At 59.5% G+C, this 19,963-nt stretch carries 16 protein-coding genes and 1 pseudogene; 10 read left to right on the top strand and 7 right to left on the bottom strand.

All coding sequences use genetic code 11. The features are described 5' to 3' along the window. Positions 1–55 precede the first annotated feature (55 nt). The 4 genes and pseudogenes from K288_RS52620 to K288_RS49710 form a co-directional block, all read left to right on the top strand. A pseudogene (locus K288_RS52620) lies at positions 56–176 on the top strand (IS3 family transposase); the annotation flags it as partial. Positions 177–1,213: 1,037 nt separating this feature from the next. Continuing rightward, entirely contained in the window at positions 1,214–2,122 is a 909-nt protein-coding gene (locus K288_RS46510) for a radical SAM protein (RefSeq protein WP_160168999.1), read from the top strand. Beyond that, entirely contained in the window at positions 2,119–2,661 is a 543-nt protein-coding gene (locus K288_RS0125215; protein ID WP_027582062.1) for a hypothetical protein, read from the top strand. Before K288_RS46510 ends, K288_RS0125215 begins: the two co-directional genes overlap by 4 nt. Before the next feature lie 321 nt (positions 2,662–2,982). Next, positions 2,983–4,635: an RNA-directed DNA polymerase gene (locus K288_RS49710; RefSeq protein WP_051334712.1), complete on the top strand. Its 1,653-nt coding sequence runs from the start codon at positions 2,983–2,985 to the stop codon at positions 4,633–4,635. A gap of 8 nt (positions 4,636–4,643) precedes the next feature. Here the strand turns inward: K288_RS49710 and K288_RS54870 are convergent, their stop codons facing one another. Genes K288_RS54870 through K288_RS54860 form a run of 3 tightly spaced genes read right to left on the bottom strand, consistent with a single transcriptional unit; the run spans position 4,644 to position 6,355 of the window. Further along, positions 4,644–5,108 carry an antitoxin Xre/MbcA/ParS toxin-binding domain-containing protein gene (locus K288_RS54870; RefSeq protein WP_027582061.1) on the bottom strand — a complete coding sequence of 155 codons (465 nt, stop codon included), beginning with the start codon at positions 5,106–5,108 and terminating at the stop codon, positions 4,644–4,646. Positions 5,109–5,113: 5 nt separating this feature from the next. Then, positions 5,114–6,010, bottom strand: a complete 897-nt coding sequence (locus K288_RS54865) for a hypothetical protein (protein WP_027582060.1) — start codon at positions 6,008–6,010, stop codon at positions 5,114–5,116. A gap of 24 nt (positions 6,011–6,034) precedes the next feature. Further along, positions 6,035–6,355: a hypothetical protein gene (locus tag K288_RS54860; RefSeq protein ID WP_027582059.1), complete on the bottom strand. Its 321-nt coding sequence runs from the start codon at positions 6,353–6,355 to the stop codon at positions 6,035–6,037. A gap of 254 nt (positions 6,356–6,609) precedes the next feature. Between K288_RS54860 and K288_RS0125190 the strand changes: the two genes are divergently transcribed. Then, on the top strand, positions 6,610–8,373 hold the full coding sequence (locus K288_RS0125190) for an ATP-binding protein (protein WP_027582058.1): 1,764 nt from the start codon (positions 6,610–6,612) through the stop codon (positions 8,371–8,373). Beyond that, a complete protein-coding gene (locus K288_RS0125185; protein ID WP_027582057.1) occupies positions 8,370–9,890 on the top strand; it encodes a UvrD-helicase domain-containing protein in 1,521 nt (506 codons plus the stop codon). The genes K288_RS0125190 and K288_RS0125185 overlap by 4 nt, the downstream gene beginning before the upstream one ends. Before the next feature lie 1,145 nt (positions 9,891–11,035). On the opposite strand, the gene K288_RS0125175 is transcribed toward K288_RS0125185, so the two are convergent. From K288_RS0125175 to K288_RS0125160, 4 genes are all read right to left on the bottom strand, one after another. Further along, complete coding sequence (locus K288_RS0125175; protein WP_027582056.1) at positions 11,036–12,685, bottom strand: thiamine pyrophosphate-dependent enzyme; 1,650 nt, start codon at positions 12,683–12,685, stop codon at positions 11,036–11,038. A 125-nt stretch (positions 12,686–12,810) separates the two neighbouring features. After that, positions 12,811–13,362: a UGSC family (seleno)protein gene (locus tag K288_RS0125170; RefSeq protein ID WP_201449721.1), complete on the bottom strand. Its 552-nt coding sequence runs from the start codon at positions 13,360–13,362 to the stop codon at positions 12,811–12,813. A 21-nt stretch (positions 13,363–13,383) separates the two neighbouring features. After that, the gene (locus tag K288_RS0125165; protein WP_043160636.1) at positions 13,384–14,508 is read right to left on the bottom strand and encodes a hypothetical protein; all 1,125 of its coding nucleotides are present in this window, start codon (positions 14,506–14,508) and stop codon (positions 13,384–13,386) included. A gap of 107 nt (positions 14,509–14,615) precedes the next feature. Beyond that, on the bottom strand, positions 14,616–15,527 hold the full coding sequence (locus K288_RS0125160; RefSeq protein ID WP_027582053.1) for a LysR family transcriptional regulator: 912 nt from the start codon (positions 15,525–15,527) through the stop codon (positions 14,616–14,618). A 101-nt stretch (positions 15,528–15,628) separates the two neighbouring features. Here K288_RS0125160 and K288_RS0125155 point away from each other — a divergent pair, with 101 nt between their 5' ends. Genes K288_RS0125155 through K288_RS0125140 form a run of 4 tightly spaced genes read left to right on the top strand, consistent with a single transcriptional unit; the run spans position 15,629 to position 19,963 of the window. Then, complete coding sequence (locus tag K288_RS0125155; RefSeq protein WP_027582052.1) at positions 15,629–16,846, top strand: acyl-CoA dehydrogenase; 1,218 nt, start codon at positions 15,629–15,631, stop codon at positions 16,844–16,846. A gap of 7 nt (positions 16,847–16,853) precedes the next feature. Further along, positions 16,854–18,080, top strand: a complete 1,227-nt coding sequence (locus K288_RS0125150) for a CaiB/BaiF CoA-transferase family protein (RefSeq protein ID WP_027582051.1) — start codon at positions 16,854–16,856, stop codon at positions 18,078–18,080. Between the two features lie 45 nt (positions 18,081–18,125). After that, positions 18,126–19,130, top strand: a complete 1,005-nt coding sequence (locus tag K288_RS0125145) for an ABC transporter substrate-binding protein (protein ID WP_027582050.1) — start codon at positions 18,126–18,128, stop codon at positions 19,128–19,130. A gap of 2 nt (positions 19,131–19,132) precedes the next feature. Further along, complete coding sequence (locus tag K288_RS0125140; RefSeq protein ID WP_152535666.1) at positions 19,133–19,963, top strand: ABC transporter ATP-binding protein; 831 nt, start codon at positions 19,133–19,135, stop codon at positions 19,961–19,963.

Raw genomic sequence — 19,963 nt, 5'->3', positions numbered from 1 at the left:
CAGGCACGCTGCGTGGCGGTAGCGTCGTGCTTACGTGGGCTTCGGATACAGGCTTTGCTGGCCCGCAGATTACAACGACGCACGACCACACTCGCAACTCGGATGGAATACGCCGTCCGGGTTCGCTTCACCTGCATCTGCGCCGGGATCTGGCGCTGCGCGATGTCGAGAGCTCCGCGCGAACTCGCGTCGCTCCAACCGCCCAACCGGGCGCCCAAGCCGGCCTTATTGCTGGACAGATCAATGCGATGCACGCGATTGAGGTAGGTGATTTCTACTTGGCTTGCGCTTCGGCAATTGGTGTCGTCATCGCGGACCACGTCAAGCGGTGGTCCGGCCGGCTACTCTGGCCTCCCGGCATAAGCCAGCATCGGTCGGTCCAATCCTGCGTCAAATTCCTCCTACCAATCCAGGACCATGCCGCTGCCTCGAGTCCGCTTTCGCCCCTCGGACGGGACGCTGAGGCCCGTGAAGCGGCGGCGGGTGTGCTTGAGTTCTACCCCGCTTTTACAAATCGGCGTAGTTCCACAAGCCGGCTATCAATCAATGCGAAGCTGATGATTGAGGGTCGCAAAGCTGGGTTGCCCGAGTAGCTCTCCGATGTCCATGCGGTGATCGAATAGCGGCGCTATTCTTCGGGCCATGAGTCCGGAGTTGGCCCGCAGCCGTCCTCTGTCGCAGTAGACGAAATGTCGGTTTTCTGGCTGCGATCGGATGAAGGGCGGCAGCGCGGGGAAGCCCGTTTGTGGCCTCGAGCGGACGCCTCACCTAAACAGAAGGTCCGCTTTCGTGCTTGAAGCTGACGCTCGATAAGATCCACTTCAATCATTTATGCCGGGAAACGGAGGCAATGAATTGCTCGTGGAATTGATGGTCGAACATCAAACGAAGGGGTATTTCTCGCCACACCAATATAGCGGTCGGTGCCCACCGCGGATGGGATCGAGAAGCCAATGTTGTTCACGAGTCCAGCCTCTCCGTCTCTTGTCGAGAAGATCCTAGGCGAATGCACAGCACTAAAGCAGCGCCATTGCCAATTCTCGCACCTCCACCGACGGCTGGCCATGGCTCACCAGCCACACATCTAGATCAAAGCTCTAGACTTTCCTTAACGCGCGCCTGATGGCAGCGTGAATCCACTCGGGCTAGTTGCCAAGTGAATTCCCGGATGGAGCTGCCAAGCGTCTTTTGGCGGGACGGTCAGAAGCCGGTGATGCCAACGGTGCGCAGCAGAGATCGGCTTCTACTCGCGCCCGACGTCGATGCAATGCCGCTGCTGGACAGGAGCCACCTAGACCAGGACCCCTACCGGGACGGGGGAGTTCTGGAATCGGCGATGGTCGCGTCACGCGGATGCCCTTTTGATTGTTCGTTTTGCGGCGCGGCCGTAAGCAGCAATCCCGATGTGACCGTCCGGATGCGCAGGCCGGATCGGGTCATGGAGGAAACCTTTGATCTTAGGACGCGGCACGGCGCGCAGAGGGTCAGGTTTGTCGATGACCTGTTCTTGGCAAACCAACGCCTCATGCGGACGACGCTTAAGGCCTTTGTCGACGCTCGCCTGGACGTGAGGTGGGACGCAACGGGACGGATCAACGTGTTGGCCGGGGCCAGCGACGAGCTTCTCGATCTCATGATGGCCGCAGGATGCCGCGAGGTCGCCTTAGGTATCGAAAGTGGAAGTGACCGCGTCTTGAGATACGTGGACAAGAAGATCACCGTTGCTCAGATCGTGCACGCTGTGACGAGACTTTGCCGGGTGGGGATCGACGTTAAGGGTTATTTCATCCTTGGACTGCCTACTGAGACGCATGAGGAGCATCAGGCGACCCTGACCCTGATTAGACGGCTTTGGGACGTGACGAACGGATTGCCGGGACGCTTTCGCTGCAGCGCCTTCGAGTATCGACCTTACCCGGGAACGCCGGACTGGCAGCGGCTTCTTGATGCCGGCTACTTGCCGGACGCCATGTTGGACTACTCGGACCAGATGGACGACGTCTTGTTTTCACCGGATCGGGATGAGTTCAACTTTTCGACAGGTTTGCAATTCGGTGAAGTAGCGGTGGGGGGCGTCCGTCGGAATTTGGCGATGATTATGGCGGAGCAGCGATTGCGATGAAGCAGGTGACGATTCTGTTCTTGGGGCCTTGTCGCAAGTTCGATCCGGCGACAACCAAGCCCTTTCCCGCATTCTCGCCCAGCTCTCGTTCGGGGAAATTCCTTCGGAACGCGATCGCTGCGACCGCGGCGTCCCGCAACGCCATCATGCGCTTCGACAACGTGATCCCTCGCGCGCTGTTCGACAAGCAGGGCCGGGAGCGATATCCGACCTGCGGCGAACTGATCGAAGAACTGGACCGCCACGCTCTATGGAAGCTTGACACTTGCGACGTCGTGATCGGACTCAGCTCGGTTGTCGGTGAGGCTCTTGAGAGGGTCCAGGACTTTCGCCGCCAAGCCGGCGACCGTACGGGGCCGACTCTCGTGCGGCTCGAGCACCCCTCCTTCATGATGCGCCGGCCGGCTCACGAGCGTACGGACTACATCCAAAGATTGGGACAATGCATTAGTGGGGCAGTGGATGCTGCAGTAGCTCCCAAACGAAGGTCTGTGGCAGCTCTGGGAGCTTCACCCGCTCCAAATCTCTTTCCTAATTAGAAACAAGCGCGTGCGTCCCCGTTACGGCCGGATTTCGTCGCTTGTTGCCGATTTTCATACAATCCCCGTACAACCGGGCTCAAATCGGTGCGTTTCTGTAATCGAGTTCTTGTGGCGTTGACAGCGATCCGCTGCATTCTAGTCCTTGCGCCAGCGACGGTCACGTACCTGCATCTCGACCCGCTTTACTCCCATCTCCATCGAGCAGTGGTGCCGAGTTGCTTCGATCACGCCAGCGGTGAGAACCTCGCCCTGCCGGCGCCGTTATGATGCGAGGTCTGCCGGTACGATCGATCCACGTAGAAGCAGCGAGGGAATGCAGTGGCTGAACTGAAGATACCCTTCGGCCTGGACGGCGCCGCGATGTCCAAGATCGATTGGAAGTTGGCCCTGGCGCGGGTCGGCCACGATCTCCGGTCGGATTTCATCTACGCCCCTCACATCGGTTTCATTTACGCCAAGGCTGGCGAGGAGCTGATCCAAGAGGTCCAAGGCGCGTTGGCGAGTGGCAAATTCAGTCCGGCGGTGCCGATCACCATCGAGGTCCCGAAGTCGTTTCGGATCCGCGTTGCCGTCAAGCCCGAACGATTGGGGCCAAGCTTCTCTCGCCCGGGCAGCATTCTGCTCCCGCACGACCGTCTCCTTTATCAAGCTCTGGCGGATCAGGCGGCGCCCATTGTGGCTGAGAGAACCGATCACTCACGATCCTTCAGCCATCAGCTGGCAAGTCCAGACAGCGTGTCCATGTTCTTGCCCACCCGCACGTGCTGGAATGCCTTGCAAACAGCGCTGCTCGAGCATTCAAAGGCGGAGGAGGTCAAATACATCCTGAAGATCGACGTCGCGAACTATTTTGGTTCGATGAACCTGCATACCCTAATCAATGTGTTGAACGATTCTGGATATGTCGGTGAGTTATCTGGCCGTCTTGAAGCGGTTTTGACCAGCTATACAAGCCAGCGGAGTTCTCGGGGCATACTTCAAGGCATGTTCCCGTCGGATTTGTTTGGGAATTTCTACATGGAGCCGATCGATCGCTTCCTCAAGGAGTATGGGGTGAGGGCTGCGCGATACGTCGACGACATCTACGTCTTTCTCGACTCCGTGGAAGCTGCCGACAGGCTGCTCGGCCAGCTGATTCCCAAGCTGCGCTATTACGATCTCGTTCTGAACGAGGCGAAATGTATGATCATGCCGAAACGGCAGCTTCACACTGAGGAACCCGATCTCCAGGCGCTGTTCGACGACGCCATCGACGAGATCAGGGATCAGATGAACGATGAAGACTTTGACGCGGACTACGGCTTTCAGTCCGAATGGGACGACGGTGAAGACGACGATGACGATGACGACGACGATGACGACGAAGCGGAGGATGACGACGAAGACGATCTCGATTTGAAGGCGACAAAGCTATTGTTCAATTCGATCGGGAAGTACCTCGGTCAGGAAGAAAACATCGAGCGCTTCTGTCTGCCACTCTTCACGAAGGCCGGATCTGACTATGCGTTGCAGCATGTCCTCGAGTCGTTCAAGAAGCGGCCGTCGATGGCTCAGATCTATGCATCGTATGTGGCCAAGTTCCTGCACTCCGCAAGCGTTTCGGACGCGTTGCTCACGTTACTCATCGACATCGAGTTGTCGGATTGGCAGAAAATGTGGATCCTTGCGGCGCTATCGCAGGCGGAAAAACACAAGGATGCGTCGGTCAAGATCGCGCTCGATATTCTGCAAGACACCCCTCGGCACGAGACGTTAAGAGCGGTCGCCGCGATCTTTGTTGGGCGGTTTGGCGATCACTCGCGGCGTCATACGCTGCTGGGGATCTATACCGCCTCTTCGTCGTACATGCAGAGTGCAATCTACTTCTCGTCGCGAAAATGGCCGAAGGCGGAGCGGCTGACCGCAAAGAACAATTGGGGAAGCCATGGCGACCTCAATCGGCTCCTCACGTTGGCGATGAACAAGAAGTGACAATGAATTCAGCGTCGTGATCGCTTCTTTGGCAGGTAGTTCGCGCACCGGTCGCGCGTTGCATCGTCGCAAGTGAATTCTGAAGGTGATTTCCCACCGAGTTCGGGCCGCGAACTTCGCATCCACAACGCCGCCAACTCTTGATCATAGTAGCGTGAGAGCGCCAATTCTTCCAATTCCGCGACGGCTTTCTGCTTGCGTTGCAGCGCCCTTTTTTCGAGGGCGAGCTCGCGTGCTCTTCGATTGAGCGCCTCAATCGCGGCGTCGAAACCCGTCGCGTTCGATGCTGCCTCGAGTGGCGAAAGGCCGTTCAGCGCCGGATGGCCCGTGTTCAGCCAAGTCGCAGCGAGATCGCCGATATCGCGTCGCGCACGAGCATTGAGTTTAGCCAATCGTGCGTCCGCCTCTGCCTGCTCCTTTTCCCGCCTGGCCTGTTCGCGTTGCCCGGCTTCCTCAGCCTTCCGCTTGAGCATTCTGCCTAGCTCGCCGGCGCAGGGCAGGCCAAAGAGTTGCAGGTCGCTTCGCGGGGAAAATCGGATGTCGGTCCGGATGTGCGAGATGCTGCGACACAGGGCCGTCCAGGCGGCTTCTTCGCCACAAATGGCATCAGCGACCGATCCATGGCGGCCGGGCAATGGGCTTGCGATCCACGCATCGAAGTCGAACGATGTCGTTTCGCTTTCTGGGAGATCCTCGATTTGCCTTTCACGATGGCTTCGATCTCAGCTCTGCGCCTGGCAGGCCTCTCGCGAAGCTCCTTGGCCGCTTGAAGTTTGCTCCACAGGAGTTTGGCGGGCTTCCAGGTCTCGGTCTTTCCGGAATGTACCAAGCCGAGATTTTCAAGCTGCTTGAGATAAAGCTCGACCGCTCTCACGGGCGGTTCAAACGGTAGCCCTCTGTCTTTGAGCGCTTGCACCTGGTCATCCCGCAACGAAGCATACCGGGGGCTGAGCCAACCCCGACGGGCCAAGCCCGCCAAGCCGTCGCGGGTCCTGAACGGCTGTCGCGATTTGATCAGATCGAGCATGACTGCGGCCTGCCATTCGGCGACACGAATAAGGAAACAGCCGGCACCGTTGACCTTCAGATTGATGGCCTCGCCGAGGCCATTCCTGCGGATGGTCGTCTCGCAGGTCCCGTTTCCCAGCTCACTTGCGGGCAGAAGGTGGTGATAATTCATATGAAGACGCGCAATCTCGCGCTTGAATTCTGCGTGACGCTGCTGGGCCCGCTGTTCAAGGCGGGCTAGCGCCTCGCTTTGTCGCGGATTGTGAAGCCAGACCCGTGGCGCGTTGTAGAGAATGTCGTCGCCGATCTCATCCAGTGGACGATCTCGATATTGCGACAGGTCGATCTCAATCGCGCCAACATCCATCGCGCGAATGTAGTCGATCTTTGCCTATTCGCAGGAATGCGTCACCTTGAACTCGACAAGGAGCCTGCGGTCGGATAGCTCCAGCACCACGTCGGGCACAATCGGGCCGCTCCTCAGTTCGAGCGTCGCTCTGTCAAACCCCAGTGTCATTGCGGAGACGACCAATTCGCGGTCGTCGTCGGACGACACGTAAAGCTCGGGAAGCGCGATTTCCAGTCTCTGATCGAGAACCTTCTTCGCAAACTTATGAAGCGCGGTCTCGCCCGCTGACGAACAGGAGCTGCCGTCGCGGGCCGAGTGATGAGCGAAGTGATGGGCCTGGATCGCGCCCTTCTTCGCAACCATGGTCGTTCGCCGCCGACGCAGCAACACCTGCAGGCCAGACCGGATGGCACATCGTCGATATGCAGCAATGCGCCATCAGCGGATTCGGCGATCAAGGCACCGCCACCCTCGGTGCAATCGAAAAGTTGGCCGAGCCGTATGGTTGTCATTTTGCGCATCCTGGCGGGACCAATGCTACAGGCGACTGCCTGAAGCTTTGCGCCTTACCGAGAACAGCTTAAGATTGTTGCGGGGAATGTGGATTCGGATAGGGCATGGCGAATCAACCGCGCATCAACAGCCTGATGATCAGGAGGTTTCGGGGTATCGAGGTTCTGGATTGGAGTCCAAGTGCCGGTATCAATGTTCTGCTTGGTGGCGGGGATTCTGGCAAGAGCACGGTGCTTCACGCCATCGCCCTGTTGTTTAGTCCGACCAATGCGGTCCAGGTGCTTGAAACCGATTATTTCAATCGATCGACCGGCGAGGGTTTCTCTATCGAAGCCGTGGTGGATATCCCGCCTGAGGTTGGAATAGCAGACTTTTCTTCGCTGTGGCCGTGGGAATGGGACGGCAGCGCGGCGGTTCTGCCCGATCCGGAGGCGGAGAAGGAGCCAAATCACCCGGTTTTCCGGTTCCGCGTCCGTGGGACCGAGGATCTCGAATTGGTGTGGGAGGTGGTGCAGCCGAACGCGGAAATCGCGGCCTTGTCCACCGGTTTGCGCCGCCGGATCGGCGTTGTGCGCCTGGCGAACGATGATCGGAACGATCGCGATCTCCGGCTGGTGACGGGTTCTGCCCTTGACCGATTGCTGTCCAAGGGGAATCTCAAATCGAGGCTCAACAAGCAGGTCGCCGAAACCGATCTTTCAGCCGCGCTGCTCGAGGAAGAAATGAAAGCCCTCGAGGATCTGGGCACGACGTTTGAAAGGGCCGGGCTGCCGCACGACCTCGAACTCGGGTTGACCAGCAGCCAGGGACTTTCGATCGGAGCACTCATCGGACTTCTTGCAGACAGGGCGGGTGTAAAGCTACCCCTCGCCAGCTGGGGCGCCGGTACGCGACGCATGTCCGCATTGGAGGTGGCCGGCGTTACGGAAGCCGCATCACGACTGACAGTCATCGACGAGATCGAACGCGGGCTGGAGCCGTATCGGCTTCGGCAACTGCTTGCGAAACTGGTCAAGGATGAAGGCCAATGTTTCGTCACGACCCACAGCCCTGTCGCGATCAAGGCGGCAACCAAGGCCGCGCTCTGGTTCATCGATGCAAAGGGGGCGATCGGCGCGCTACCAGCCGTTGCTATCGCTCAGCAGCAAGCGCGTGATCCCGAGACGTTCCTTGCGAAGCTCCCTGTCATAGCAGAGGGGGTGACCGAGGTCGGTTTCCTGCGCTTCCTGCTGCGGAATGCTTTCGTCGCCGCGCCTGAAGATCATGGCATTCGCCTATGCGACGGCGGCGGCAACGAATCCATGCTCGGTTTGTTGGTGGCGCTGCGGGACGCGGGGCTCATGCTTGGGGCCTTCTGCGACAATGAGGGCAAGTCGACCGGACGATGGAAAAGCGTAGCCGACGCGCTCGGGTCGAGGTGCTTTCAGTGGCGCACCGGTTGCCTGGAAGCGAATGTCATCGCGCACGTGGACGACGCTTCATTGCTCTCACTAGCCTGCGATTCCGAAGGAGCCTCTGGTGAGAGGTTGCGGACATTGGCGGATCGCCTCGGCCTGCAAGCCAAGGACGAAGCCAGTATTCTGGCTGCGTGTGGAGCGTCCGAGCAGCGCTTCTCGAAGCTTCGCGCGCTCATCGTTGCCGCGGCGACCGGCGACAAGGAGGGGGCGCCTGACGTCGACACAGCAAAGGACTGGGCCAAACACAGCCGACGCTGGTTCAAATCAGAAGAGGGCGGTCGCGAGCTCGGTCAGAAGATGGTTGAGCTTGGCGTCTGGCCGAAGCTTGAGCCCGAACTGCTCACGTTTGTTAACGCGCTGCGTGCTGCGCTTGGACAGCCCGCGCTCGCTCCGGGAAGGCTCAAGCTGTGAGCGACAAGGCCGTCGCAGAGCTGCTGCGATCCGATCTGCCACTCGTAACCGTGGAGGCCGCCGCAGGGTGCGGGAAAACGCATCAAGGAGCCCAGTTTGCGACCGATGCCGCCTCGCACCTCGGCGTCGGGCGGGTCCTGATCCTGACGCACACGCATGCCGCTCGGTCTGTCTTTGCGCAGCGGACGCAAACGGTATCTGGCAGCGTCGCGATCAGGACGATCGATAGCTTCCTGACCGAGATCGCGAGCATCTACCATCGGGCCATCGACCTTCCCGCTGATGTCGGAGCGTGGGCGCGCGCGAATAATCAATACGATGAGGTGGCAAGCCGGTGTCGCCATCTTCTGGAAGGCTCCTCCCTGGTCGCCGAGGCGGCGGCACAACGCTATCCTGTCATTCTTTGCGATGAACATCAGGATGCGAGCGCCGATCAGCACCGAGCAGTCATGGCGGTGCACAAGGCGGGGGCTCGCCTGCGTGTCTTCGGTGATCCGATGCAGGTGATCTTTGGGAACAACGATACCGGTGTCCGAGCGACGCTCGGACGTTGGGAGGATCTGAAATGCAGTGGCGCATCGGAAAAGCTTCTCACGCCGCACCGTTGGTCGGGTTCATCGGAACTTGGAGCGTGGATCTTGGCGGCTCGCCAGGCGCTGAAGGATGGAGGAACCGTCGATTTGACGGGGCGATTGCCGAAGGGCCTGTCGGTCTATTTCGCCGAGAACTCCGCTCAAATTCCGCACAGATCGTTCAGCATGACGAGCGCGCACAGAAGACCGATTGACGAGCTCCGGCGCCGCGGCGGCCAACTGCTCGTCTTGACCGAAAGCAATGATCGGGTGGGGCATCTCAACGCTTTCTTTGACCGCTCGATGAGAATTTGGGAAGGGCACAGGCGCGAAAACCTCGCTCGCCTTATCGCATGCATTCGGCAAAGTGCCGGTGACGTCGATGCGATCGTCGATGGATTTCTTGCGTTCGTTGCGGCGACAGCAAAAGGCTTCACGCCGTCTGCCCACGGAAACCGGCTGAGAACGGAGGTAAAGGAGCGCTGTTCGAAGGTCACGCGCGGCGTGATGCCGGCCCATCTCCAGGCGGTAGCCAGGCTCCTGATCGCAGAGCCGGATCATTGCGGCGTCGCTCGCGCGCTTGCGTATTTGGTTGACGTGGTGGAACGAGGGGAAACCGGCTTCGGCGAGGTCGAGTTAGACCTCAAGAGCGAAATCCGTGACGCCATTCGTCTTGGCCAATTCCCGTCCGTCGACGCCGGGTTTGCAGAAATCACCCGGCGAAGGACTTTTTCGCATCCGCAACCCCCGCGTCGATGCTTGAGTACAATTCACAAGTCGAAGGGCCTCGAGTGTGACAACGCGCTGATTTTGCTGTGTGATCGCGCCGCGTTTTCGAACACGCTGTACAAGCGGCGATTGTTCTATGTCGGCATGAGCCGCGCCAAGAAAGAACTGGCCCTCGTGCTTTCCAGGGACGATCCGTCGCCTCTGCTGAAATTCTGAAAGCCCCGTTCCCGCCTGGGAGGGCCTCGGCAGCAGAACTTCGAACACTGTAGATATAGCGGCCCGGTTCTAGGCATCGCCGATGATACAGGAGTGGTAGCGCCCGGTCAGGAAGCTCGATGATCAGACGTTCGCCGCCGACTTGCTGTTCCGGGGGCAGACGAACAGAACTTCCCCGCAAGAACCCGGCAGACGCCTGGTTCGAATTCAAGACCGGTATGAGGTAGGGAGCAGTCGTTCTTGTTGCCCGACGACGAGATCCTCACGGTGCTCACGCTGCCCCGAAGGGCCGTCGCTTAAGGTCTTTGGAGTGGTAGCGGCTGCCCCTTGCGGCAGCTCAACGCCAAGCTGTCCTGTGGTTGCGATTGGCCGCGGTTCTAATTAGATGAGTCTGGGACGGGCGGCGGCACCCCCGGGAGCTCCGTCGCGGTTTCGCGGCATCCGCGGCGCGTAACACGGTGTTCGTTTGAATGGCATTGGAATTGCAACACTATCGCTTTTCTGTGATGGGGCTGGACTGATCCACGCTAGCCTAGGCTGTATTGGCGTTTGATTCCGCTCGGTGCAAGCGAAGCGATGCATTCACTTCAGAAGCTGACGGGGTGCGAAGGCGGGGACTCTTCAGCAGAAGATCCCGCGCCTCATGTTCAGCGCGCTGGCCGGCTCAAACACCATTCTGACAATGGCAAATTCTGTAGCCATCTCAACAAGCGAAAAGGCTTTGAATTGTCAAAATTGGCCTTGCGCGCTCAGACGAAATTCGAAGACTTCCAAGCTGAATACGAGCTTTCGCAGGGGAGCCTCGGGGGTGGTTTGCGCTGTTCTTCGCGAGCGTAGGCGTGGCCGGGCCGTTAGCCGAAAGAGACCAATAGGTCGGAATTGCAGCCAACCTCTTTGCTCGCCCCCGTAACCATTGAAATCACAGTAAATGAGGCCGCCCTCCGAGCGCACCATAAACCCACGTTTCCTGTTGAAATGATTACGCGATCGCCAAGGCGGTGCAGCATCCTGGTGGTAATGCCGTTCCTTAGAGGGAGTGAGCCCGAGGAGCAGCCGAGACTTTCGATAGTTCGCTCCATTCCGCGAACAGGATGCCGCCGGAGTGGCTCGTTCGTGCAAGACTCGCGGAGGCGTCGCGCCCAAGGTTAGAGCGCACCGTCCACGACCACTTCTATGAACTCCGGACCTCGGCGTTCGGTCGCGGACGATACGACTTCGCGAAATCTGGCGCCCTCGGTAACGCGGGTCGCTCTTAGGCCAAGCGCGCGCGCCATTGCCGTGAAGTCGACGGATGGTTCTTGGAAATCCATGCCGATGAAGTGGTTGGTCCCATGGAACGCCTGGAGGCGTTGCTTGATGATGCGATAGCCTCCGTTGTTCAACAGCACGACTGTCAAAGGCAAATTGTGGTGGGCAGCTGTCCAAAGCGATTGTATCGAATACATCGCACTTCCGTCCCCCACGTAGCAGACCACCGGCCTGTTCGGATTGGCTAGGCTGGCGCCGACAGAGGCGGGAAGGCCCCAACCGATCCCGCCCGACGCCATCTGATGGTAGCCGTAGCGATCGCGATGGCCTTTGAGCGCGGACATGTGGCGGGAGGACGTCAGACCCTCGTCGATCAGGATTGCCTCGGCTGGCAGCGCGTCGACGACTTGCATGGCGACCCAATCTGGATCGATCGGAATGGCATTTTCCTTCCTGGATATCTCCCGTGCGAGCCTCGCCCGATTCGCTGACCAGTTATTCGATTTTAGCTGCTCCATACGAGTCCGGGCCAGCTTCTCCAACGCGGCACCGCCGATAGTCGCGATAGCTGGAACGAGCACGCTCAGTGTTTCCCGCACATCGGCCTTGAGAGCGATCTCAGCCGGAAAGTTCTTGGCGAGATCGTTGTCCACCAAACCGATCTGGATGATCGGGATTCCGTGCGGCAAGGGATTCTGCGCACTATAGACCGACATCCGGACCGGGTCTGAACCGAGCACAATCAGCAGATCATAGGCTCCAAGGATCCTGCTAGTTTGCTGCTGGTCGCGCGGTAAGGCGCCCATGAAGCAAGGGTGATCGGAGACGAAATGCGCCCCATAGGCGATGGTCTGCTGATAGACCGGAGAGCCAAGCTGGGCAGCCTCAATGAGAGCATTGCTCTTCACGATTTCGTCGCCGACGATCATCGCCGGCCGCTGCGCAGATAAGATCCGTTCGGTAAGAGCATTCAAACCCTCGTTGGAAGGAGCAACTCGTGCGTCGATGCGCGTCGGGCGACCGAGTTCGATATCTGCCTCGGCGTTGAGGATGTCGCCAGGCAGCGAGATGAACACAGGGCCGGTAGGAGGCGTCGTCGCTATCTTCGCGGCACGGTGCACGATCAGGGGAAGGTCCTCTAGGCGCGTTACCTCTACCGCCCATTTGACGAGTGGTTCGGCCATTTGGACGAGTGGACCGTAGAGAAGGGGCTCCATGAGCCCATGGCCCTGCTCCTGCTGACCAGCAGTGAGGATCATCGGCGTGCCCGTGAACTTGGCGTTGTAGAGCGAGCCCATAGCGTTGCCGAGGCCGGGAGCGACGTGGACGTTGCAGGCGACGAGCTGCCCGGACGCGCGGCTAAAGCCGTCAGCCATCGCCACCACGAGGCTCTCCTGCATGGCCATCACGTAGGTAATCTCGGGATGGTCGTTCAGGGCATGCATGACCGGCAGTTCGGTCGTTCCAGGATTGCCGAACAGGTGCGTCACTCCTTCATCCTTCAACAGGGACAGGAATGCGGAGCGACCGGTTGTGCGAGTCATGATCTTCGTTCTTTCCGGCGATGGCGTACCGTACGCGGCACTTCGACGCGAGCAGTCGGCGGGCGACAGGTAAAAAAATGGGCCCCGGCTTCTTTAAGACGGGGCCCAAGTCTGGGAGGAACGATGCGTTATTTGCCGAGCCAGACCTTGGGGGCCTGTAGGGCGACCTGGGCAGCGCGAGCTTCGACTTCCGCCGGCGTGATCGAGCTGACCGGGTGGTCGATGACGACCGGAATCAGGCCTTGCATGCCGAGCGCCGCGCGCGTGAGTACGGTTTCCTTCTCGAATTCCGTCGTGATGATCGCGGCCGACGGAACGCCGAGCTTCTCGAGGGCGACGGAATCCCGGATGCAGCACGAGCAGCAGGAGCCGCAGTCGCCGATCGCGGTCAGGACGAGATCGTTGTTCGCGGCGATCTCGGCGATCATTTCCGGCGCCGCATCCTTCGAGAAGCTGTGCTTCACGTAATAGTTCACCTTGGCGAACTTCACGCTCTTTTCGAGAGCGGCAGTCGACGTGCGAAGGATCTTGTTCGCGTTCCACTTCGAGTTGTCGAGAATTGCGAGCCGCAGACCGTCCAGTTTCTTCGGCCGTGCGGCGATCGGTGTATTTGCGGACTCCACGACGCCGCGAGGATCGAACACGAGGACCGAGTTAGCGTCCGTTACTTTCATCAACATTTCAATTTCCTCCTTGTCGTTTTACAGCGCGCACACGCCGTCGGTGCATCCGTCATCTGCCGGGCCGGCAGCGGGATTGATGGGCTTGAGAACCGGCGTGCTCATATGACCCCAGCCGGGAATGAAGGCCGAGAAACGACCGGCGTGTCCGCCCATGATGAAGAGGTGGATGTTGTCGGCCGAGGGCACGATCGGGATGCGGCTGTCGGGATCTCGCTTCAGCCACTTGGGCAGGTTGCGGTTGTAGACCTTGCCGTAGCGATGGTCGCGGGAGATTGCCTTGAAGGCATTGCCCGAGTTCATCCAGAGATAGTGACGGATGTCCGAGCGGGTCCAGCCGGCCTTCGCGATCGACCTGGCATGCTCGAGGCCTAGCACGACCGTGCAGTGTCCGCCCAGAACCGCGGAATTGGAGGCGATGGTGCTCATCGCCGAGCACATCGTGTCCAGGATGCCTTCCGGGTCGTTGCACTGATGGTCGGTGACGCTGTGGGGCGCCTCGGCGGCGATCGCGAAGACGGTCGAGTCCATGGGGCTGTACCCATGCTCGACATGATAGGGAGCGTACGGACTGTCGATCTCGTTCTCGGCGACGCAGTAGCTGTACTTGCCGGGATGGCCGAGCGTGCTCTTGTCGAAATCCGGCGGCCAGCCGCCGCCGACGTTCAGCATGATCAGACGGACGGCCCTGCCGATGGTCGCATTGGCGCGATTGCCTGAACCGAAGACGTTGGGGCCGCCGTTCATGCCGACTTCCGCTGCGAGCGGTCCGTTGACTACGATCAGCGGAGACGCGACGTGGGTGGTCGCCTGGACGCCGTTCAGGTTGAACGCGCGGTCGGTGAGCGCCAGCATGGCGGCGCGAACGATGGGAGCGTATTCGGGACGGCAACCGGCCATCACCATATTGATCGCGAGGATTTCCCGGGTCAGGGCGCCCCAGCGCGGTGCAATCTTGCACTCGACGAATTGCGGATCGCCACCCAAGGCGGCGACGACCGCGTCGATCTTCTCCTGGGTCGGGGGGACGACGGGAAGGCCGTCGGACCATCCGCGATCGTAGTAAAGCTCGATGAGATCAGTGCTGGTGGGGACGCTCTCGACGGCAGCGGATGCGCTGCCCTGTTCCAATGTCTGAAGTGCCATTTTCTCGCTCCGGCTGTTTCAACCCGGAGCTCACCCTAGGCTCAATCCATTATATGCCAAGGAAATCCTGATAGCCACGATTGATACGTAAATCGCATAAATTGGCGCTACGGCTTGTTCCAGGCTGACCGCAGCAGAGACATAAGGCCGGCTGCGGCGGGAGACGGTTCCCTTTCCTTGAGGGTTATGACGCCAAGATCGCGCGGGAGCGGCCGACCCCGAACCGGCACAGCGCTCAACTCCTTTCCAAGGAAGCTCGCGACGCCACTCTTCGGAGCAATGGCAAGCCCGATGCCTGCTCTCACGAATCCCAGCATCGTTGCGAACTGAGATACCGTCACGACGTGGTTCAATGTCAATCCGATCGACGAAGCAGCGCTGTCGATGACACGCCTTGTCCTGGAATCACTCGGAAGCGACACGAAAGCGGCGTTCTTCAGGTCGGACAGCGAAAGGCTCTTCTTCTTCGCCAGCTCATGATGGCGCGGAAGCACCACTGTGAATTCCTCCTTGCCGAGGGGAGCCGACATGAAGGGATCCGGAAGATCATCGAGATAGGTAATGCCGAAGTCCGCGGCGCCGCTGCGCACGTCCTCAATGACCGTGCCATGAACGCCGTCCCGGACATGCAGTTCGATACCTGGATGATCTAGGCGATATGCAGAAACGAGTCCCGGCAGCTTCCCGTTTGCGACCGACATGATGCTCGAGATGATGACCTGACCACGCCTCTGATCAGACAGCTCTCGCATGCTGCGAATTGTGATCTTCAAGTCGTTGAGCATACGCGCCGCCACGCCGACGAATTCTTTGCCCGCGGCAGTAATCTGCACCGAGCGAGTGCTGCGATCGAATAGTTTGAGACCGAGCACTTCCTCTACGTGCTTGACGGTGCGCGTGACCGCAGGCTGCGAGGTCTTCAGTAGCGCCGCCGCAGCGATGAAGCTGCCATATTCGGCAAGCGCCAAAACCGTCTCCAATTGACGGGAAGTGAGATCGGGGAGACCTGAGCTGCTCATGCGACTTATACCCATTTTGCAATTATCGATGGTATCAGAATTTCATTGATATAACCAGTCATTCGTTGGACCGTCATCGCATCAGCAGCTTGGAGCGACAGATGGGTCAATTGGAACGAGCACCGCGCCAAAGGACGTCCTATTCCCAATTTAAGTGGGAAGACGCTTTCCTGCTTGAGCAGCAGCTCACGGAAGACGAGCGGATGATCCGGGACACGGCGCGCGCCTACGCCCAGGAAAAGTTGTTGCCGCGTGCAACGGAGGCTTATCTCAACGAAGAGACGGACCGAGAGATCTTTCGCGAGATGGGCGCGCTCGGTCTGATCGGCGTCGCCTTCCCGGAAGAGTACGGCTGCGCAGATGCGGGCTACGTGTCGTATGGCCTGGTCGCGCGTGAGATTGAGCGTGTCGATTCGGGCTACCGTTCGATGAACAGCGTGCAGTCCTCGCTCGTGATGTACCCGATCTATGCGTACGGCGACGATGCGCAACGGAAGAAATTTCTTCCGAAACTCGCGTCGGGTGAATGGGTCGGCTGCTTCGGGCTGACGGAGCCGGACGCCGGATCCGACCCGAGCGGGATGAAAACCCGTGCTGAAAAAGTCGCTGACGGTTACCGGTTGACCGGCTCGAAGATGTGGATCTCGAACTCGCCAATTGCGGACGTGTTCGTCGTTTGGGCGAAGTCGGCGGCTCACGATAATCAAATTCGCGGGTTTATTCTCGAGAAGGGAATGGCGGGCCTTTCGGCGCCGAAGATCAAAGGGAAGCTCTCGCTTCGCGCCTCGATCACCGGTGAGGTCGTCATGGACGGCGTGGTTGTTCCAGAAACCGCGCTGTTGCCCAACGTCTCCGGTCTCAAAGGACCTTTCGGTTGTCTCAACCGGGCGCGCTACGGCATTTCCTGGGGGGCGATGGGAGCGGCCGAAGACTGCTTCCATCGCGCACGGCAATACGTCCTCGACCGCAAGCAGTTCGACCGGCCGCTGGCGGCGACCCAACTGGTGCAAAAGAAGCTTGCCGATATGCAGACCGAAATTGCGCTCGGTTTGCAGGCGTCCCTACAAGTGGGCCGCTTGATGGATTCGGGCCAAATGGCTCCTGAAATGATCTCGATCGTCAAGCGCAACAACTGCGGCAAGGCCCTCGATATCGCGCGCGTAGCCCGCGATATGCACGGCGGCAACGGGATCTCCAGTGAATTCCAGGTCATGCGGCATGCCCAGAATCTGGAGACCGTGAACACCTACGAAGGTACTCACGACGTGCATGCGCTGATCCTTGGCCGCGCAATCACTGGCATCCAAGCGTTTTCGTGAGGCGACCATGAAACCGTGCCTGAATGGGTTGCGCGTTCTCGATCTGAGCCGAATTCTCGCGGGTCCATGGGCGACCCAGCTTCTCGCCGATCTCGGTGCCGAGGTCATCAAGATCGAGCGACCGGGCGAAGGCGACGATACGCGGGGCTGGGGGCCGCCTTTCGTCATTGGGAAGGGCGAGGGTGACCATTTCAGCGCCTACTACCTCGCGGCAAACCGAGGAAAGAAGTCGGTCTGTATCGACTTCAGTAAGCCGGAGGGACGCGAAATCGTCAGTGCCCTCGCTCGGTCTTGCGACGTCGTGGTCGAGAACTTCAAGGTTGGCGGCTTGAAGCGGCTCGGGCTCGACTACGAGGCTCTCTCAGCAGTCAATCCGAAGCTGATCTACTGCTCCATCTCGGGCTTTGGGCAAACTGGCCCCTACAAGGAAAAGCCTGGTTACGACCTGTTGGTGCAGGCGATGGGCGGGCTCATGAGCATCACGGGCGCGTCGGACGGCGAGCCGATGAAGGTTGGCGTGGCAGTCGCGGACATCTTCACGGGTTTGTATGCGACGGTCGCGATCCTCGCAGCCTTGAACGAGCGCCGGACCAGCGGCGAGGGCCAGCATATCGACCTTGCTCTTCTCGATGTGCAGATTGCGACTCTTGCCAATCAGGGAATGAACTTCCTAGCGTCGGGCAAGGCGCCCGCACGACATGGAAACGCTCATCCAAACATCGTGCCCTATCAAGCCTTCGCCACATCCGACGGTCACATCGTTGTGGCGGTCGGCAATGACGCGCAGTTTGCGCGATTCGGCGGAATCCTCGGCGTTCCCGAACTCTCGAAGGACCCACGTTTTCAAAAAAATGCGGATCGGGTGCGAAATCGGAAGGATCTCATCCCGATCCTAGCCGAGAAGATCCGGTTGCGAGCGAAGCTGGAGCTTCTCCAAGCGCTTGATGACGAGAAGATTCCCGCCGGCCCCATCAACGAAATGCACGAAGTGTTTTCCGACCCGCACGTCGTGGCGCGAGGTCTCGTTGTCGAACAGAGCTTGTTCACTGGAGGGCCGCCTACGAAAATGATCGGCAATCCGATCCGGTTTTCCCGGACGCCAATCGAATACGGCCGAGCACCGCCTCGGCTCGGGTCTCACACCTCCGAAGTCGTCCAGGGCGATCTCGCAATGCCGGAAGCCGAACTGAACCGGTTGGCGGAGCAGGGGATCATCTCAAGCAGCAACGCCTGAACCCGCCAAAGAAGCGGAAGCGTAAAACAATAGAAGTGAGGAAACATGACAAGGATCGAACTTTCCCGCCGAAAGGCGCTCGGCGCTTTAGCCGGAGCGATGGCTTTTCCCACCCTGGCGAGAGCCCAGTCCGCCACCGAAGTACGCGCCATCATTCAGTACGGCGTCTCCTATCTCCCGTTGATGATCATCGAGGAGGAAAAGCTGCTCGGGGCAGCGCTTGCTGAACAAGGCGATCCACGGGTCGAACTGAAGCTTCAAAGAGTGAGCGGCTCAACGGCCGTGAATGAAGGGCTCCTGGCGGGCACCGCGGATATGGGCGTCATGGGGGTTCCCTCGCTCCTGATCATCGCCGAAAAGACGCGCGGTGGTGTCAAGGGATTGGCAAATTGCTCGTCGTTCCCAATGGTGCTCAATACGGTCGTCGACAGGATCAAGACGATTGCGGATTTCTCTCCGCAAGACCGTATTGCAACGCCGGCCAATACCTCTCCCCAGAATCTCTGCCTTCGCATGGCCGCCGAGAAGCTGCTTGGCGATGCTAAGAAGTTGGACACCAATGTCGTAGCCCTGCCGCATCCGGACGCGATGGCGGCCATGTTGGCGGGAACAGAGGTTTCGGCACATTTCACGAATGCGCCGTTTGCTCAGTTCGAAGCGGACGACAAGCGGGTGCACAGGGTGCTCAGTTCCGAGGATGTCCTCGGCAAGTCTTCGACCTTCGTCTTGCTCGCAGCAACCTCGCGCTTCGTCGACAAGAATCCGAAGGTCGCCCAGGCGATGGTGACTGCCATGGACAACGCGATGAAGCGGATCAAGGAAGATCCAGCCAAGGCTGCGGCGCTATACCTCAGTGGCGAGCCGTCGAAGTCCATGAACGTGGAGTATGTCGAACGCATTCTGCGGGATCCTGAGAATGTGTTCAGCGTATCGCCAGGTGGCGTTATGACCTTCGCGGATTTCATGCAGCGGACGGGCCAGATCAAGTCGAAGCCGGCCAAATGGCAGGACGTCTTTTTCCCGTTCATCCAGGAAAGACAAGGAAGCTGATGATGAACATGATCAATCAGCCCCAGATCAAACAGGCTTACGACGCCGGTGGCTCCAAGCCCGTGTTGAGCCTCAAGAACGTGACGCTGCGCTATCGTACGGACGCCAGCATCGTCACGGCGGCTTATGACGTGAGCTTCGACGTGTATCGGGGCGACCGGTTTATCCTGCTGGGCGCATCCGGCTGCGGCAAATCATCTTTGCTCAAAGCGGTTGGCGGCTTTCTCACGCCAGCGGCGGGGGAGATCAGACTCGACGGCCGGATCGTCGATGCCCCGGGCCCGGACAGGATGATGGTCTTTCAGGAGTTCGACCAGTTGCTGCCCTGGAAGACCATCCTGGAGAACGTTGCGTACCCCATGCAGAAGTCCAGGAAGTGGTCTTCTGCCGAAATACTGGACCGGGCTCGTGTCTTCACCGCCAAGGTCGGTTTGGAGAAGTTCGGCAACGCGTATCCACACACGCTTTCCGGCGGCATGAAGCAACGGGTTGCCATCGCGCGCGCGATGGCGATGGAACCGAAGATTCTCCTGATGGACGAACCGTTCGCTGCGCTCGACGCACTGACCAGAAGGAAGATGCAGGACGATCTTCTCGAGCTTTGGAGCGGGACACACTCGACCATTCTGTTCGTCACGCACTCCATCGAAGAAGCTGTGATCGTGGGATCGCGCATACTGGTGCTGACCCCGCATCCGGGACAGGTTCGTGCCGAGATCAACGCACATCAATTCGCCTTCGCCGATCTGGGAAGCGCGGATTTTGGCGGTCTTTGTTCCCGCATCCATCACATGCTCTTCACGCCATGTCCGCGGCATCCGAAAGGACAGTAA

Source organism: Bradyrhizobium sp. Ai1a-2 (assembly GCF_000426245.1).
Taxonomy (GTDB): Bacteria; Pseudomonadota; Alphaproteobacteria; order Rhizobiales; family Xanthobacteraceae; genus Bradyrhizobium.
This window is presented reverse-complemented; position numbering and strand designations above follow the sequence as displayed.